We start from the raw sequence: 17,088 nt of genomic DNA, 5'->3' as shown, positions 1-17,088 counted from the left end.
GTCGGTTCCGCGCATGAAGGGGCATCCGTTGGGTCGTACCGAATAGTCTATCGAGGTGGGCGGTATTTCAGCAGCCTGCTAGAGGAGAACCTCGGGCACCCGGAGCCTAGAGGCTATGCGGGCACAACACCGGGGGATGCCCCACTGGCAGACATGTTGTAGCTCAACTTTTGGACTGCCGCAACTATGCGGCGTGCGCGCATAGGAAGAGCTGGCGACTACGCTCAGTGCGTTCTTGCGCTTTCGTCGGCACTGGTGATGGTCATCCGCAACGCCCCAAGCGAACGAGCGTGATCTCGAGTTGGGTGATCATTTCGATTTTCCACGTGGGCCAGCAATGCGCCTAACAACTCGTTGTCCTCTAGCGCTTCTGCCCCTGCAAGGAAAACAATCTCTGCCACCCGCTTGCGTCGTTTGCTCTCCTCGCGGCGCTTCATTTCCTTCGCTTTCACTGCATGACGCTGATTGGCTAAAAGCTCCTTCGCTTGAAGTTGAGCCAGTCGTTCCGTGGCGCGTTGAATTTGATCGTGATAGTGATTGGTGGTGGTCATGCGTTGCTCCGGTAGTCCTGCTTTGAGTGAACCAGGCAAAAGCGTCCCGTCAAGTTTCCAGCGGCTCCGAATTTTTCGTGTCGCCGAAACTGAAAAGATCTTAAAAACAAGAGCTTTTAAGAACAAGCAAGAGCGCACTGATGCAATGTCTGCGACATAGCGCGCGCCAGGTGCTACGCCCCCGGACCCCCAAGCGCTCCGCGCTTGCGCAAATCAAAAGCCACGGCATAAAGAGAGCAACCTCATCCGGAGCTCTGCATGGCCATCTACCACTCTCGCGTCAAAGTTTTTAGTCGTTCCCGCGGCGACTCTGCTGTGGCCGCAGCCGCTTATCGGGCTGGCCTGCTTCTTATCGATCACCTCACCGGCCAGCGCCACGACTACCGCCGCCGCGGTGGTGTCGTGGAGACCATCTGCCTGGTCCCCCAGGACGCGCCCGACTGGGCGTTGATCCCTGGGGAGCTCTGGCCGAAAGCCGAGGCGGCGGAGAACCGCAAGAACTCGGTGGTGGCCCGCGAGTTCGAGGTCGCCTTGCCCCACGAGCTCAATGACGAACAACGGTCCGATCTCGCTGTGGCCATTGGCCAAGCGCTGGTCGCCCGCTACGGGTTTGCTGTGCAAGCCAGCATCCACTCGCCGGGCTCCCGTGACGGCCTGAACCATCACGTCCACCTCCTCGCCACCACGCGGCGGTTGACCAGCGACGGCTTTGCCGAGAAGACGCGGGAGTTGGATGGCGGCGCGTCTGGGAAGATCGAGATCGAATGGGTTCGCCACACATTCGCCTCCACGATCAATGAGCACTTGGCCGCTGCCGGCATCGATGCTCGGGTCGACCACCGCCGCCTCGAAGTGCAGGCCGAAGATGCTCTGGCTCGCGGTGACTGGGCCGAAGCCATGGTGCTGTCCCGGCAGCCCACGAAACACATGGGCAAGACCGCCACGGCATTGGCTCGTAGGGGGGTGATGACCGACCGTGCCGCTGAGAACGAGCGCATCGTTCGAGAGAACGAGGAAGCCTTTGAACAGTTGCTCGCTCAAGCCGAGCAAGAGGGCAGGGCAGTTCCGGGCTCCAATGGTCATAGCCATAACCAGGCGCAGCGTGACCGTCGACGCCGGACTGGCTCCAGGAACGATCTCCCGACCTCTTTGCCTGGATTGGAAATCCACGGGCTTCGAGGCATGCGCCTGTCCGAAGCGCTTGGTTGGTCTGCAGAAGAGATGGAACCTCGACCAATGCGCTCCATCGGTGAGTTGGTCATGGAAGCGGCTCGTGACCTTGCAGAGATCCTCTCGACTCGGTCCGACCTGGTGTTGGTGGCAACCCAGCGACTGTTGCGGAACTGGACGGCGCAAACGGCGACGTTTGTCGACAACGCCGACCTTCGCCGAGGGCTTGATGGGCTGGTTGAACGACTGGGCCGCCTCAAGCGCAGCGCGGTGAAGTTCGCCCAACGAACCAGAGCCTTGGGGCGTGCCGAGAAGCTCTTCCACCTGGCTGAGCAAGCATGGGAGCAGTTCAACGGCGACCATCCTCGCCCCGATGGCGAGTGGTCCTCTCAAGAATGGGAAAAGCGACGAGGACGGCGGTTGGCCGTCCTGGAAAAGCGCACAGCCGAACTGGCGACAACCCGGGCAGCGGTCTCCGAGCAGCGGTGGAACGACGACGAGAACGAGATTGAGATCCGCGCCGCTCAGGTGGAGCAGTGGAGCGAGGCGATGCTTGCCAGTCCAGAGTTCGATTCCGTTTCTCGCTCTGTTGCGCCGATTAACGCTACTCCAGCTATGCCCAAGCCTTCGCCGATGCCAGTGTCAGTGCCAGCGCCGCAACCAACACGCCGCCGGCCGCGGCCCTGATGGATATCGAAAGCCCCGCAGATGCGGGGCTTTCTTCCTTGGGCCCTAGCGGCAGGCGCGAGGGCGAGGGCGCAAGTCTGCGCGTTCAATCCCAATGGGCTCCTTGGGGCGGGGGACATTGTCCTTGTCCTTCTTCTTGCGCGCCTCTCGCCACTCCTCAATGGAGGTAGGCATGGTCGGCACGACGCTGCGATCCACGGCCGCTCGTTTGACGAGGATGGGTTGAGAAGGTGCCATGGCTGACGCCTGGGTTTGACTGGCCGGCCCTGGCGCGCCGAGCCGTAGCAACTCTGCCGCCAAATCGAGCGCGTATTGGATGTCCTCGACTTGGTTCGGGGGAAGGCGTGTGGTGTGTTGCTGGAGGAGGTGGCCGAGCAGGCGGCTGGCGACTTGGATTTGCGTTTGGTGGTGCATGGGTGCTCCTGTGTTGGGTAAGCCCTCATCCAACCAAGAAACGGTGCTTACGCAAGAGCTCGCTTGTGGCTGCATTTCACAAATTTGAATACGCGAAGAAATTCGATGGCAGTTATGCCAATTGACGAATAGGAAAGACTTCAACTGGGTCGGCGTCGCCGATTTGTCGTTTGTAGAAGCACATGGTCCGCTGAGGCAACGGGAGTAATCGACCAACACGGCGACACGTGCTTCAAGCGGGCTGTTTGAGTTGCTCATGCCTGTGAGGTCCGAGTTTATGCAGACAGACAATGGCGTCAGCAACTTGCCGATGGCAAGCGGGCGCTAGCAATCGAGTCAGGCCCGGCGTTATGATCGAGGAAACATTGACAGGAAACCTGCCGAGCACGCTTTCTGCAACGGATTGAATGGGTTAATTCGGAGGTGATCCGATCCCACTCTCTCCGCCACTTGCTCATAAATCGTTGATTCAAATTGAGATAGGCGATTCTGGCCGAGTGGATAGCAGGAGGCATGCAGAGGAACCGCGCGCATGCGCATCCCGCATCATCGAGCCGCACCAAGACCGGCTGTTGGTCGTTTGGCCATCGTGTTCCCGTCGATCTCCAGGCAGTGCTTGATTGCCGGCTTATCAAATGTGCTCTTCAGGCGGCGAGCGGAATGCCGGGCGTGGGCTGGATCGCCTGCCCACTGGTGACTGCGCTTTGCAAGGGCCAGGCGGAACAGGCCTGTGCATCATCGAGCGTTGCCGTTTTTTGGCTTCGACGGAGCGTAAACAGCAGGTGGAGCACATTGGCTTCACCAGCCATAAAGCCAGGAACTTCATGAACGCGCCCGTCGAATACCGCCCCGATCTGGAAACGCCCAGCGTCAGTGAGCAGGAAACCATTCGTTCCCTGGAATCGCTGTTCGTCGACATGGCAATGACCGTGGCCGAAAAGGAAGGGCATGCGCACCGCGCGGTCCATGCGAAAGGGCAGGGCCTGTTCACCGCCAGACTCACCGTCTTCAACGATCTCCCCGAAGAGCTACGACAAGGCCTGTTCGCAGAGCCCGGGCAATACGCTGCCTACATCCGCCTGTCATCGCCACCTGCAGAGCAACTGAGCGATGCTGTCTCGACCCCGCGTGCCTTGGCGCTGAAGGTGTTGGGTGTGAGCGGTGAGCGCGTCGAGGGTGGGGACGAGAAGCACAGTCAGGATTTCTTGATGGTCAATGGCCCTTCGTTCACTACCCCGGGTCCCGATGGGTTTCTGCGTAATTTCCGCGTCCTCGCAACGACCACGGAAAAAGCGCCACGCGCCAAGGCAGCTCTTTCGAAAGTGCTCCGGGGGGTCGAGAACACCCTTGAAAAGATCGGCGGGGGAAGTGGCAGCATCAAGCAGATGGGCGGACAGCCGCAAATTCATCCGCTGGGCGAGACGTTTTTTTCGCAGGTGCCGTTCCTCTACGGGCGCTACATCGCCAAGTTCTCGCTTGCGCCGGTGTCCAGAAACCTCATTGAACTCGACGGTCAGGCAGTGGGCGACTCTCAGGATGCGCAGCGTGAGGCCGTTCATCACTCCATCAGCACCCTGGCCAGCCCGGCCGAGTGGGAGCTGCGCGTGCAGCTGTGTCGAGATGTGGAAAAGATGCCGCTTGAGGATGCGTCGGTAGAGTGGTCCGAATCCATCAGCCCCTTTGTGGCGGTAGCGCGCGTAGTCGTCGAACGTCAGGCCGGCTGGGACGGGGAGAAATCGCTGCAGTTGGAAGACCGTATCGCCTTCTCGCCGTGGCATGCTCTAGCCGCTCACCGGCCGCTGGGCGCGATCAACCGGGCGCGCCGTATCGTGATGGCAGCATCGCGCCGATTCCGCTCCGAGTTCAATCGCTGCCCGATCCACGAGCCAGCCGGCCTCTAGCAGTTCTCGCTGCGTGAGCGTGTAATGCAGTGCATATGCATCCGTGGGGCTGGAGCGCCCCCGGATCGCAGATGCCAGACGAAGGTTCTGATGAATCATCGAGCAACTGTGGCGACCAGTGTGGCATGCCAGGGCCACACCGCCCCGTTTGGAAAGGAGCGACAGACGGCATCCCCATGCACCCGTGTTGCTGATCGTGTCCAGCTGAATGCTCGACGCGTGCAGGTTGCTAGATAGAGACAGGGCCATCAAGAAACGCCGATCGTTGCCGCTAGGGACGCATACCCAACGCAAGCAGCAGAGGTCGCTATGTTTTTCTCCGACAGCCACAAGGTGGAAGCACTGACCAAAGCGGTTGATGCCACGTTGAAAGGTGGCAGTGCGCAATGGCCCAACAACGGGTCGGCTGTGCTTCTCAAGAAGATGGCCGAGCGCTTGTGTGCGGCTCAGCAGGAGCGTGATCTGGCCAGGGCCCAGGTGGAAGACGCGACGATCGCGTTGCGCCATCTGGAGGGCCGCTTCGAGCTGGTCGCCAGCGGTACGACCGACGGACTTTGGGATATTGGTGTGATTGCCGGAGATCCCAGTCATCCCGACAGCCCTGTGTGGTGGTCGCCTCAGATGCGTCGGCTGCTGGGCTTTGCTTCAGAACAGGATTTTCCCAATGTCCTGGACAGTTGGGTCGCGTGTCTGCACCCGGATGACAAGCAGCCGACGCTAGATGCCTTCGCGGCGCACCTTGCCGATCGCAGTGGTCGAACACCCTATGACGTCGAAAACCGCTTGCGTCTGAAGTCCGGCGAGTACCGCTGGTTCCGGGCTTTCGGCACCACCGAGCGCGATGCGCAGGGCGTGCCGCTGCGTGTGGCCGGTTCGCTCACCGACATCACCGAGCGCCGTGAGCGGGAGCAGTTCCTCGACATCACCCTGACGCGCTTCGAGCTCGGCTCACAGATGCTCAGCGATGGCTTGTGGGACATGAGCGTGATCGCGGGTGACCCGATCAATCCGAACAACGAGTTCTGGTGGTCGCAGCAGTTCCGCCACCTCCTTGGCTTCGAGTCCGAGCAGGAGTTCCCCAATGTGCTCGATAGCTGGGCGTCACGGCTTCACCCGGAAGACAAGGAGCGTTCTCTCAACGCATTCGCGGCGCATTTGAACGATCGCAGCGGCCGCACCAACTTCGATATCGAGTATCGCCTGCAGCTCAAGAACGGCCAGTACCGATGGTTCCGCGCGCGCGGTCTGACCAAGCGCGCGGCAGATGGCACGCCTTTGCGCGCAGTTGGAGCATTGATGGACGTGGAAGCCGGACGTCAGCTGGGCGAGGTGGCGAACACGCTCAGCACTGCGGCAGGCGATATCGTGCGCAGCAACGACGACCTGTCGCGGCGCACGGAACAGCAGGCGGCCGCCCTCGAAGAGACTGCAAGTTCCATGGAGGAGATGACCAGCATCGTTCGCAAGAACGCTGAGGGTGCGCGTCAGGCCAATTCCCTGGCGAGCAAGGCCGCAGAGACCGCCTTGCACGGCGGTGAGTTGGTCAATGGTGTCGTCAGCACCATGGCGGCGATCCAGGCGTCGTCGCGGAAGATCGGCGAAATCATTACCGTCATCGACGGCATCGCGTTTCAAACCAATATCCTTGCGCTGAATGCGGCCGTGGAAGCGGCACGGGCAGGCGAGCAGGGGCGTGGCTTTGCGGTCGTCGCTTCCGAGGTGCGCAGCCTCGCCCAGCGCTGCACCATGGCCGCCAAGGAGATTCGCGACCTGATCGCCGATTCGGGTGCCAAGGTGGGTCAGGGGGCGGAGCAGGTCAACGTGGCGGGCAAGGCCATGGAAGAGTTGCTTTCCTCGGTGAAGCAGGTCAACGACATCATGAGTGGCATCGCCGCGGCCAGTCACGAGCAGAGCGCTGGCATCGAGCAGATCAATCAAACCATCTCGCAGATGGATGCAGCGACGCAGCAGAATTCCGCTCTCGTTGACACCATGGCGTCGTCCGCCCGCGCACTTGAAGATCAGGCGAGCGCTCTGGTGGAGAGTGTTGCGAACAGTTCACGCAGCGTCGGTGGCAAGGCAAAGCTCGCATTGGCTGCTTGACGCATGCAACCACTGCGCTGGCCTGTTATTTGCTAATGCCAAGGGGCGGTGCACTGGAAACCAGAATGCCTTCAATCGCATTTTCCGCGGCCAGGCTGAAAAAGGCGCACGGCACGAGCCGATCAGCTGGAACGTTTCATGGAGCCGGTGTGGCGCCAATGCGTGCGCCGGTAGCGAATGAGGCTCTCTGGATTTTCCCATCGACCACCTCGTAGATGCACAGCATCTCAAGACGACTGATCCCGTCAGGAAAGCTGCGGGTGATGAGTTCCGAATCGACGACGATGTTGCCGACGACGGTCCGCGACAACAGCCGCGCATGCAGGTCCGGCTCTTGAAAGCGGGTGAGAAACCGCTCGCGAAGCATGGCATGCCCCTTGGCCAGCTGTGGTCCGTGCAAGGCGTAATGCTCGGCATCGTCAGCATAGGTCGCCAGCAACGCGTCGATATCCTTGACGTTGTAGGCGTCCAGCTGCGCTTGAACGATCGAGAGCACGTTAACGGTGGTCATGTCTGGGCAGTCTGCTCATGCAGGGGAGGGCAAGTCGCCATCGCACAGCATCTGCGGATGGCGGGCGAAGGATTTCCTGGCAGTTAGGTGCCCAAGCAAGTGGATCGTGGTGGGTGCCCGCTAGTACCAACCCAGATATAGCGTCGCAATGCCCCACGTATCGATCAACCCATGCGCCAGGATCATCGCCCGGAGGTTGCGTCCTGATCGCAGGTAGACGTAGCCAAACAACGCGCCGACGAGTCCGGTCAGCAGCACCCCCGAGATGCCTTGGGTAAGGTGCATCACGCCAAAGAGTGCTCCCCCTGCCACTGCCGCCATCACCTGTCCCCCACGATGGCGGCCCAGCAGGTGATCGAGGTGGTGCATCAAGAATGCGCGGAAGACCAGCTCTTCACCAAGCGCGGCGCTGAGCCAGGCGCCGCCTGCCAGGTGGGCGGCAGCGTTGAAGTTGCCAAGCAGAGCGCCGTAGCCGCTGTAGTCGGCCTTGGTCCCGGTTAGCGCGTCGATCAACGGCTGCATGACCGGGTTGACGAAGCCGACGACGAGCGCGAGCAGCAGCAGCGTCCAGCCGAACCAGGCGCGCAATGGCCGGTGTTGGAGCCCGCAGGCGCTCAACGAGCGCGTTTCGAGCCAAACCAATGCGATACCTACAATGCCAACAAGCGGCATACGCCAGGGAAACTGCATCCAGCGGTAATGCGCCAGCGCGAGGATGGCCGCGATCGCTGCGATTCGTGCCAAAGGATGTCCCATTGCAGAAAAGACCGGGCGGGGATGTGCGCTTGGGGAGCCTTGTTGAAACATGCTGGAAGAAGGATTGAGTAAGTTCTCGAACGGTAGCAACAGGAGCGACAAGCGTCCTGTGCCAGAGGGCATGGATTGCTGCGCGCACGAAGGCTGCGCGTACGAAGAGGAATGGAGGCAGGAGCTCCTTCAGGCTCTGGAGCATGATCCGGACGTCGTATCGGGCCCAGCCAAAGGCGACGCGTGCGGTCTAGCGTGCAGGTATGTTTTCAGGCGATGGTGCCATGTTGCAGAAGCTGCATTGGCTACCGGTGCCTGCTGACGTCTGTCAGGCAAACGCTGTGCTTGAAGCCGGCATCACTTGGTAGCTCGGCTGCGTTTGCGACGACTGGCACATAGCACCACCAACGGCATGTGGATCCGGATGCGCTAGGCGCTTCCCACGGCGTTTTGGAAAATTTGGGAGAGTTGAACGAGCAATGGATGACAACGGTGGTGGATGCGTTGAGCGACCTGCAGGCAGCAAGCGTCGTCGACAATGACCAAGCCCCATCGAGGCTGACACGTTTGAGCAGCTGGCAGCATGGACAGATCGAATGGAGCACTGCTTTGCCCCGGCGAGAGGGCAATCCTAGAATGCTCTGCTGCTGGCCTCGCGCTCGCGCTACATCGCCTCGGATCTGAAGTGGAAGCAATTATTTGATCAGCGGCCACCCTGAAAACTGAAGGTGAAGCGCATGTCGGCTACATAGGCCGCTGCTGAGTTTGCTGGTGCGGGCGTGGCAGCAAGCAACGTCAATTGGCCATCGGCAACAGGTATCGGAACGCCAAGGGTGAGATCGACCTGTTTGGACCAGCCGCCGCCGAGCACGGTCGCCCTGAGGATCAATCGGCCGGCCACCACACATTGCACATCGGATGGGCAACGGCTGTCTTCGATGACGTGGTCGGGGCGTACCCTGGGGCCATCGACCGCTGCGATTTCTCCCAGCCGCACCGGGCCTTCGATGGGCTGGCTGGTGACGGGGCCAGACGCCGCACACGCGGCAAGCGAGATGACAAAAAGCGTTGCAAGCACTGGCATGCGGAGGAAGCGGATACGTTCCATGGCGGTGGTCATGCTCGTGTGTAGTGGAGATGGTCGCTGATGTCCTCAGCGCGCTGCGCGGATGTAGCGATCACATCAGTATGATGCAGCGTCACGTTGCCAAGATGCGTTCGCACAGGTGTCAGCCATGCGCGAGAGCTGGCAGCGACAGGCGCGTCAATTGATCAATGCGCCCGGGAACGACAATGCATGACCATGGAACCGGGATTTTTTCGTGACCGAGCGCATCAGTGGCCGATCCACCTCGGCCCTGACTGCCGATGCGCTGCCGCCATCGGCTTCCACACCAACCGCGCAGGAATCCGGAGGCGGGCAGCGCAGGTTGGCATCACCGATCGCCCGAAGTCAGCCCTGGTCCGTCTCGCCGCGAGCAGATCGCGCTACCGGCCAGTCAGATCACCGACGCATTGACCTTGAACACCTCAACCGCCCGCGTCAGCTGGGTCGAATGCGCTTCCAGCGAACGTGCCGCCGTGCTCGCGGCTTCGACCAGGCTGACGTTCTGCTGGGTGGTTTCGTCCATCTGGGCGATGGTCAGGTTGACCTGCTCGATGCCGCCGGCCTGTTCCTGTGAGGCGGCGGAGATGTGGCCCATGATGTCGGTGACATGCTGGACGCTGGTGACGACTTCGCCCATGGTGGTGCCGGCCTTGTGCACCAGCGTTGCACCGTCGGCGACGCGCTGCACGGAGTCGTCGATCAGGCGTTTGATCTCCTTGGCGGCGTCCGATGAGCGGTGCGAAAGGGTGCGCACTTCCGAGGCGACCACGGCGAATCCGCGGCCCTGTTCGCCGGCGCGTGCGGCCTCGACGGCGGCATTGAGGGCCAGGATGTTGGTCTGGAAGGCGATGCCGTCGATGACCGAGATGATGTCGGCGATACGCCTGGACGAGGCCTCGATGCCGGACATCTGTTCGATGACCTGGCCAACCACGTCGCGTCCTTCCGAGGCGATGGCGGCGGCGCCCAGCGCAAGCTGATTGGCGCGGCCGGCATGCTCGGCATTCTGCTTGACGGTGGAGGTCAGCTCTTCCATCGAGGCGGCAGTTTCTTCCAGGCTGGCGGCCTGCTGTTCGCTGCGGCGGGACAGTTCCTGGTTGCCACTGGCGATGTCTTCGGCGGCAAAACCGATGCTGTTGGAGGTGGTCTGGATATGCGTGACGATGTCGGTCAGGAGATGCACGGTGCTGTTGGCATCGTCGCGCATGGAGGCGAACACGCCGTGGAAGTTGCCGCTCATGCGCACGGTCAGGTCGCCATCGGCAATGCAGCGCAGCAGGTCGGAGAACCTGGCCAGGTTGGTGTCGGAGGTGGCCATCATGGTGTTGAGGTTTTCCACCATCAGGCGGAAGTCGTGCTCGAATTTTTCCGGCTGGCCGCGCAGCGCGAAGTTGCCGGCGCACGCAGCCTGGGTGAGCTGCTGGATCTGCGCGTTGATGGCCTGCAGGTTCTGCTTCACCTGCTGCATGGTGGCGGTGATGGCGGCTTTTTCGCCGGGATATTGTTCGATTTCGGGAGCCAGGTCGCCGATCGCATAGCTGCCCATGACCTCGGTGATGCGCAGTTGGGTCTGCACATGCGCATGCACCAGTGTGTTGGTGTCCTGCACCATGTGCCCGTACTCGCCGGGGAACTGCCGGGCGTCGGTGCGATAGCTGATCTCGCCGGCATCGTGGCGGGCCGCCATGTTGCGCTGGGCGGAGATCACATCCTGCAGGCGGCGCTGCATCTGTTGCATGGCGCGCAGCAGCTGGCCGGATTCGTCCTTGCTGGTGGGCAGGTCCTGGCTGCGCAGATCGCCATCGTTGATGCGCTCTGCCAGCCGCAGCGACTGGCGCAAGGGCAGCACCACGCTGCGCGTCAGCAACAACGCAATGGTTGCGCCCAGCAGCAAGGCGATGATGGTGGAAACCACCATCAGCATGGCAAAGCCACGCGCGGTGGTCACCGCGTCTTTGGCGGCCGCGCGGTTCTTGGCTTCCTGCAGGTCGATGAACGCGTTGATGCTGGCCAGCCAGGCGACGAAGGCGGGGCGCGCTTGCTGCAGCAGGCGTTGTTCGGCATGCGGCTTGTCGGCGCCATCGCGGAATGCACGCACCTGCGCGATCAGCGGCATGGTGCGCTGTTCGACGGCCTTGATGCGTTGGAGGATGGCCTTTTCTTCGGCGTCCTTGGAGGCCGCGATCATGTCGTCCAGCGGCTGCGCCGAGCGGGTGTAGTCCGCGGCGAGCTTGTCGATCGATTGCTCTGCCGTGTGCCGCTCTGCCGGGTCGTCCAGCAGCACGACATCGCGCAGGGCGATCGCACGGTCGTGCACGCTGCCGCGGAAATTGATCGCGTAGCGTTGCTTGACGCTGTTGACTTCGTTGATGGCGGTGAGCTGCTGGTGGATGCTGCGCACGCGCTGGATGCCGACGACGGTGAGGATCACCATCAGGACAATGATCGCGAGGAAGCCGAGGGCCAGGCGCTGACCGATGCGCAGATTCGAAAGCAGTGGCATAGGGAGTTTGATCGGTGATCCGGCTAGCGGAAAAGCAGGAAGAGTCCCAGCAACAGCTGGGAGGCGATGCGCCCGGGACACCGATGGGGTCGGCAGCGTGACCGCTGCACGAAGGATGTCTCGACGTGTTCGTTAGCGGCCTGCGCCATCAGAAATGAAACCGCTCGCCACGGTGGGATTCATCTACGGTTGGCTTCGCACTGCCGCCAGGCCAGGGCGATCGAAGTCGCAAGCCGCCAAGCCCGGCCGCCTGGCAGTGCTGCAGCGCCGGTCGGCGTCGGCAACAGGCGGATCGGTCTTGGCGGGTCGCCGAGTCGTTGCGACGGCCGCTGCGAGGGGCTGCGGCCACTTGCGGGTGTCGATGTAGTACAGACACAGAGTGCCGCTACGTCAGCAGCGCCACCGATCTAGACCGCTTCAGTCATAGCGCGACAGATCCGGCGCCTTCATCGACGGCGTCATCAGCTTGGCGGCAATGTTCTGGATGCTGGGTTGGCTGGCGAATTTCAGTGCGCCGTGCAGCAGCTGGATGCCGAGGCGGCTATGCGGATTCATCAGGCGCGGGCCGATCTTCGGCACGCCCTGGCCTTGTTCCACCATCGGCCGCATGGCGTCGGCGTAGGCGGCAAAGGCCTGTTCCAGCGTCGCCGCGCGTGCGATCTCGTTGGCCAGCACGTAGCCGCCGGTGACCGCCAGGGTGGCGCCGATGCCGGCCAGCGGGGTTGCGCACCAGGCAGCGTCGCCGGTCAGCACGACGCGGTCAGCGTGCCAGCGCGGCATGCGCACCTGCCGCAAGGCATCGAAGTAGAAATCGTCGGTGGTGTCCATGCCGTCCAAAACCCGCGCAGCCTGCCAACCGGCGTCGGTGAAGCGTTCGCGCAGATAGGCCTTTTGGGTTGCCATGTCCCAGTCCTGCTCGCCCTCGGAAACCTTCTGCAGCGACAGCATGGCGCGCGTGGTGCCGTGCTGGTCCGGGCGCAGCGAGATGCTGCGCCCGCCGGTGGTGTGATACCAGCGCCATAGGCGGTCATCGTCGGCGGTGCGTGCGATGGTGAAGTAGGCAATGGTCAGATCCATCCAGCGCGGGTCGTTCTCGTCGGGGAACAGCATCTCGCGTGTGGCCGAGCCGACGCCTTCGGCGACGATGACGGCATCGAAGCGGTCGCGGCGTCCGCTGCGGAAGCGGACGGTGGCCGCATCGCCGTCGTCGTCGATGCCGGCGATGCGGTCGCCGAACCGATACTCGGCTTTCTGGCGGGCGGCATCGTAGATCAGGCGGGCGAGGTCGCCGCGCAGGATTTCCAGTTCTGCGGTCGGGCCATCGCCGTCGATGTCGTCGGTCTTGAAGGTCGCCACCGCATGGCCGTGTTCGTCGACCCAGGCGGTGCCTTCCTCGCCGGTGCCGTGCTCGAGTGCGGCCTGCTCCAGGTCCATTCGCTGCAGGACCTCGCGGCCGACGCCGCGCACGTCGATGTTCTGCCCGCCATCGCGAAACTGCGCGGCCTGCTCGACGACGCTGACGTCAAATCCCCGCTGGGCGAGCGCCCAAGCCACGGTGTTGCCGGCGACGCTTGCGCCGGTGATGAGGATGCGACGCGACATGACGGATCACCCGAGGAATAAATATCAGGCGTGATATTACATGTCCTGGTCGCGCTGCTCCAGATTGACGATCAGGCGCTGCATGAACGCGACAGTCTGCTGTGCTTCCTCGGGTGCGAAGTCCTTCAGCGCATCGGCATTCAGATCGATCAGTATCTGGCCGCCGATGGCGGCGATCTTGCGTCCGCGGGGTGTGAGCGAGACCACCGCAGCGCGGCGGTCCTGCGGCGTCGGCGAGCGCTTGACCAGCTCCAGGCCCTCCAGCTTGTCCAGCAGGGCCACCATTGCCGGCTGCTTGACTGCCGAGTCGATCACCAGGTCGCGTTGCAGCATCGGCCCTTTCCAGGACAACAGCATGACCGGCCCGATCAGGGCCAGCGACATGCCGTGCGGTCGCAGTTGCGCATCTACCAGACGATTGAAGACCCGTGCAGCATGGTTGGCCAAATACCCCGGTGCCACCGCAGCCAGAGGATGAATGAGTACGTCGCGATCCTGCATCTGCGTCACCGTGCCACGCCTTTCGGCCATCTTGCGATTTTATCCGGGCACGCGCACCACGGAACATCGCCTGCGCGCCACGGCGAGGGATCTGACGGGTGCCGCGCAGCAACGCGCGCCGTGGTGGGGCCTGCACGCAATCGGGACGCATCGTCACGTGAGTGTTGTAACTTAGGCGGGCGCTGCATGCCGTGCAGGGCGCCAACGGCGACGCCGGATGGCGTTGGTTGCAGGTCAGGCCGGCATGTCGGCCTATCCGGTCCTGCCAGTCGGCGATGCGCGGCGTTGGCCCTTTGAGTCTTGTTCAATGGTTCGGAAAAAATGCTTGTTTGTGTGATTGGTAAGCTGGCTGCGCACCGCGTTGCGTACCGCGCATACGACGACTGCCGCTGGACGGCAGCACGCCTGGGCGCCGCATGAGTGCGTCGTTTCCTTATGGCGAGAGCGCCATGGCGCAGGCCGTGCGCGCCTACGATTGGGCCGCAACGCCGCTGGGGCCGAGTGCGCAGTGGCCGTCGCCGCTGCGCAATGCTGTCAGCCTGATGCTCAGCTCGCCGGAAAGCATGTATGTGGTGTGGGGCGATGCGCTGACCTTTTTCTACAACGATGCCTATGCGCCGATCCTGGGGCCGCGGCAACCGCATGCGCTGGGCGCGCCGCTGCGGGAGTTGTGGGCCGATGCATGGGGGGCGGTGCGTGCGCCGATCGAAGCCGCGTTCGCGGGGCGCGCCTCGCGCTTCGAGGAGGTGCCGATCGGCATGAACCGCTATGGCACGCCGGAAGACACCTGGTGGACGTTCTCGTTCTCGCCGATCTATCTGGACGATGGGCGTGTGGGCGGCGCGTTCTGCGTCACCAACGAAGTCACCGACCGCAAGGTGGCGCAAAACCGTCTTGCCGATGAGCACGAGCGGCTGATCCGGTTGTTCGAGCAGGCGCCGATGTTCATGGCGTTCCTCAGCGGTCCGCAGCATCGGGTGGAGTTCGCCAACCCGTGCTATTCGCGCCTGATCGGGCACCGCGACGTGATCGGCAAGCCGCTGGCCGAAGCCTTGCCGGATATGGTCGAGCAGGGGCATCTGCACCGCCTGGACGAGGTGTATCAGTCCGGACGCGCCTATGCGGCCAATGCGCTCGCCTACAACGTGCAGGCCGAGCCCGGCGGCGCGGTGGAGCCGCGCCTGCTGGATCTGGTCTATCAGCCGATTGCCGGTGCCGACGGCACCGTTTCCGGCATCTTCGTGCAGGGCCTGGACATAACCGACCGCATCGGCCTGGAACGCGCGGTGCGCGAGGCGGAAGTGCGCAACCGGCAGATCCTGGACAGCGTGATGGACTACGCGATCATCGCAACCGATTTGCACGGCTTGGTGACGTCCTGGAACGAGGGTGCACAGCGCATTCTGGGATGGAGCGAGACTGAGATGCTGGGCCAGACGCTGGAGCGCACCTTTACCCCAGAGGATGTGGAGCGCCGGCAGATCCTGATCGAGGCAGCGGCGGCGCTGGAAAGCGGTAGCGGCATGGACGAGCGCTGGCACGTGCGCAAGTCCGGCCAGCGGTTCTGGGCGAACGGTTCGCTGATGGTGCTACGTGAAGAAACCGGCGCGGCTATCGGCTTTGTCAAGGTGTTGCGCGACCGTACCGCCGAGCGGCTGGCCAGCGAAGCCCTGCGCGCGAGCGAGCGCCGGCTGGATGCGCTGGTGCGTGCATCCTCGCAATCGATCTTTTCGGCCACCGCCGACTGGCGCGAGCTTCGCCAACTGGTTGGCGAGGGGGCGCTGAGCGATGCGCTCTCGGCAAGCTTGAACTGGCAGCAGGAGATGGTGCACCCGGACGATCGTGCGCGGCTGTCCGAAGCCATTGCGCATTCGATCATCAACAAGACCGGGCTGGATGTGGAGTATCGCGTGCTGGATGCCAATCAGCAGGTGGGGTGGACCCTGATGCGCGCGATCCCCTTGCTGGACGAGCGCGAGCAGATCGTGGAGTGGTTCGGCACCGCTGCCGACATCACCGACAAGCGGCTGGCCGAACAGCAGCTGCGTCAGTTGACCGAAACGCTGGAAGAGCGCGTGCGCGAACGCAGCGCGGCGCTGCTGCTGGCCGAGGAAAAGCTGCGCCAGAGTCAGAAGATGGAGGCGGTCGGTCAGCTGACCGGCGGGTTGGCGCACGACTTCAACAACCTGCTGACGGCGATCAGCGTCGGCCTGGAGCTGCTGCAGGCGCGAATCGAGCAGGGCAAGTACGATCGTCTGGAGCGCTATGTGGAGATGGCGCAATCCAGCGCCGCGCGCGCCACCGCGTTGACCCAGCGACTGCTGGCGTTTTCGCGCCGGCAGACCCTGGCGCCCACCGCGCTGGAGGTGCAGGCACTGGTGCAGGGCATGCATGACATCATCGCGCGCACGCTGGGCCCCTCGATTGCGTTGCGGCTGCGTCCTGCAACCGACGCCTGGAAAGTGCTGGTGGATGCGCCACAGCTGGAAAACGCGCTATTGAACCTGTGCATCAACGCGCGCGATGCGATGCCCGATGGCGGCGAGCTCACCATCGCTGTCGCCAACCGTTTGCTGGAGGCCGGCGCCGCTCAGCAGCTGGAGCTGCCGATCGGCGAGTACGTATGCCTGAGCGTGCAGGACACCGGCACCGGCATGAGCGCCGACGTGATGTCCAAGGTGTTCGAGCCGTTCTTCACCACCAAGCCGATCGGGCAGGGCACCGGTCTGGGGCTGTCGATGATCTACGGGTTCACCCGCCAGTCCGGCGGCCACGTGCGGATCGATTCGGAGGTGGGCGTCGGCACCACGATGGCGTTGTACCTGCCGCGCTTCAATGGCGTGCTGGCGCACGATGAGGTGGTGCCGGCGACCGAGCAACCGCTGCGCTCGGTGGCGCAGCGTTGCACGGTGCTGCTGGTGGAAGATGAAACCCCGATCCGCGTGCTGATGTCCGAGGTGCTGAGCGAAGCGGGTTACCGCGTCATCGAGACGGCAGAAGGTAGCGCGGCGGTGGAGCGCCTGCGCTCGCAGGAGACGATCGATCTGCTGGTGACCGACGTCGGGCTGACCGGCGGATTGAACGGGCGTCAGGTTGCCGACGCGGGGCGACAGCACCGACCGACGCTGCCGGTGCTGTTCGTCACCGGCTACGCGGCAACGGCGGCAGTGGGCGCGGGGCAGCTGGAGGAGGGCATGGAGGTGCTGACCAAGCCGTTTCTGGCGGTGGACCTGGAACGCCGCGTGGCGCAATTGCTGGAGCGCGGATCGCCCTGAAGCGTGCATGCAGGC

12 protein-coding genes are annotated in these 17,088 nt (G+C 63.1%); 4 read left to right on the top strand and 8 right to left on the bottom strand.

The window, feature by feature from the left end; translation table 11 throughout:
- Positions 1-224: 224 nt before the first annotated feature.
- Positions 225-551, bottom strand: a complete 327-nt coding sequence (locus XarjCFBP7645_RS13530) for a conjugal transfer protein TraD (protein WP_104537843.1) — start codon at positions 549-551, stop codon at positions 225-227.
- Between the two features lie 258 nt (positions 552-809).
- On the opposite strand from XarjCFBP7645_RS13530, the gene mobQ reads away from it, so the two are divergent.
- Positions 810-2,408, top strand: a complete 1,599-nt coding sequence (mobQ, locus tag XarjCFBP7645_RS13525; RefSeq protein WP_104537842.1) for a MobQ family relaxase — start codon at positions 810-812, stop codon at positions 2,406-2,408.
- 45 nt (positions 2,409-2,453) lie between these two features.
- Here the strand turns inward: mobQ and XarjCFBP7645_RS13520 are convergent, their stop codons facing one another.
- Entirely contained in the window at positions 2,454-2,822 is a 369-nt protein-coding gene (locus XarjCFBP7645_RS13520; protein ID WP_055844487.1) for a hypothetical protein, read from the bottom strand.
- 635 nt (positions 2,823-3,457) lie between these two features.
- Between XarjCFBP7645_RS13520 and XarjCFBP7645_RS13510 the strand changes: the two genes are divergently transcribed.
- Both XarjCFBP7645_RS13510 and XarjCFBP7645_RS13505 read left to right on the top strand, forming a co-directional pair.
- Complete coding sequence (locus XarjCFBP7645_RS13510; RefSeq protein ID WP_258079557.1) at positions 3,458-4,723, top strand: catalase family protein; 1,266 nt, start codon at positions 3,458-3,460, stop codon at positions 4,721-4,723.
- A 309-nt stretch (positions 4,724-5,032) separates the two neighbouring features.
- The gene (locus XarjCFBP7645_RS13505; protein WP_104537840.1) at positions 5,033-6,826 is read left to right on the top strand and encodes a methyl-accepting chemotaxis protein; all 1,794 of its coding nucleotides are present in this window, start codon (positions 5,033-5,035) and stop codon (positions 6,824-6,826) included.
- Between the two features lie 136 nt (positions 6,827-6,962).
- On the opposite strand, the gene XarjCFBP7645_RS13500 is transcribed toward XarjCFBP7645_RS13505, so the two are convergent.
- From XarjCFBP7645_RS13500 to XarjCFBP7645_RS13475, 6 genes are all read right to left on the bottom strand, one after another.
- Positions 6,963-7,337 carry a nuclear transport factor 2 family protein gene (locus XarjCFBP7645_RS13500; RefSeq protein ID WP_104537839.1) on the bottom strand — a complete coding sequence of 125 codons (375 nt, stop codon included), beginning with the start codon at positions 7,335-7,337 and terminating at the stop codon, positions 6,963-6,965.
- Between the two features lie 120 nt (positions 7,338-7,457).
- Entirely contained in the window at positions 7,458-8,009 is a 552-nt protein-coding gene (locus XarjCFBP7645_RS13495) for a CPBP family intramembrane glutamic endopeptidase (RefSeq protein WP_181126340.1), read from the bottom strand.
- A gap of 778 nt (positions 8,010-8,787) precedes the next feature.
- Positions 8,788-9,204, bottom strand: a complete 417-nt coding sequence (locus XarjCFBP7645_RS13490) for a hypothetical protein (protein ID WP_104537838.1) — start codon at positions 9,202-9,204, stop codon at positions 8,788-8,790.
- Between the two features lie 379 nt (positions 9,205-9,583).
- The gene (locus tag XarjCFBP7645_RS13485) at positions 9,584-11,695 is read right to left on the bottom strand and encodes a methyl-accepting chemotaxis protein (protein WP_104537837.1); all 2,112 of its coding nucleotides are present in this window, start codon (positions 11,693-11,695) and stop codon (positions 9,584-9,586) included.
- Positions 11,696-12,112: 417 nt separating this feature from the next.
- Positions 12,113-13,297 carry an FAD-dependent monooxygenase gene (locus tag XarjCFBP7645_RS13480; protein WP_104537836.1) on the bottom strand — a complete coding sequence of 395 codons (1,185 nt, stop codon included), beginning with the start codon at positions 13,295-13,297 and terminating at the stop codon, positions 12,113-12,115.
- A 36-nt stretch (positions 13,298-13,333) separates the two neighbouring features.
- Positions 13,334-13,798, bottom strand: coding sequence for a MarR family winged helix-turn-helix transcriptional regulator (locus XarjCFBP7645_RS13475; protein WP_104537951.1), 465 nt, complete (start codon positions 13,796-13,798; stop codon positions 13,334-13,336).
- A gap of 416 nt (positions 13,799-14,214) precedes the next feature.
- On the opposite strand from XarjCFBP7645_RS13475, the gene XarjCFBP7645_RS13470 reads away from it, so the two are divergent.
- Positions 14,215-17,073, top strand: coding sequence for a hybrid sensor histidine kinase/response regulator (locus tag XarjCFBP7645_RS13470; protein ID WP_104537835.1), 2,859 nt, complete (start codon positions 14,215-14,217; stop codon positions 17,071-17,073).
- Positions 17,074-17,088: the final 15 nt, after the last annotated feature.

The sequence above is a fragment of the Xanthomonas arboricola genome (genome assembly GCF_002940665.1).
GTDB lineage: Bacteria > Pseudomonadota > Gammaproteobacteria > Xanthomonadales > Xanthomonadaceae > Xanthomonas > Xanthomonas arboricola_B.
Note: the sequence above shows the minus strand (reverse complement) of the source record. Positions and strands in the feature narration are given on the sequence as shown.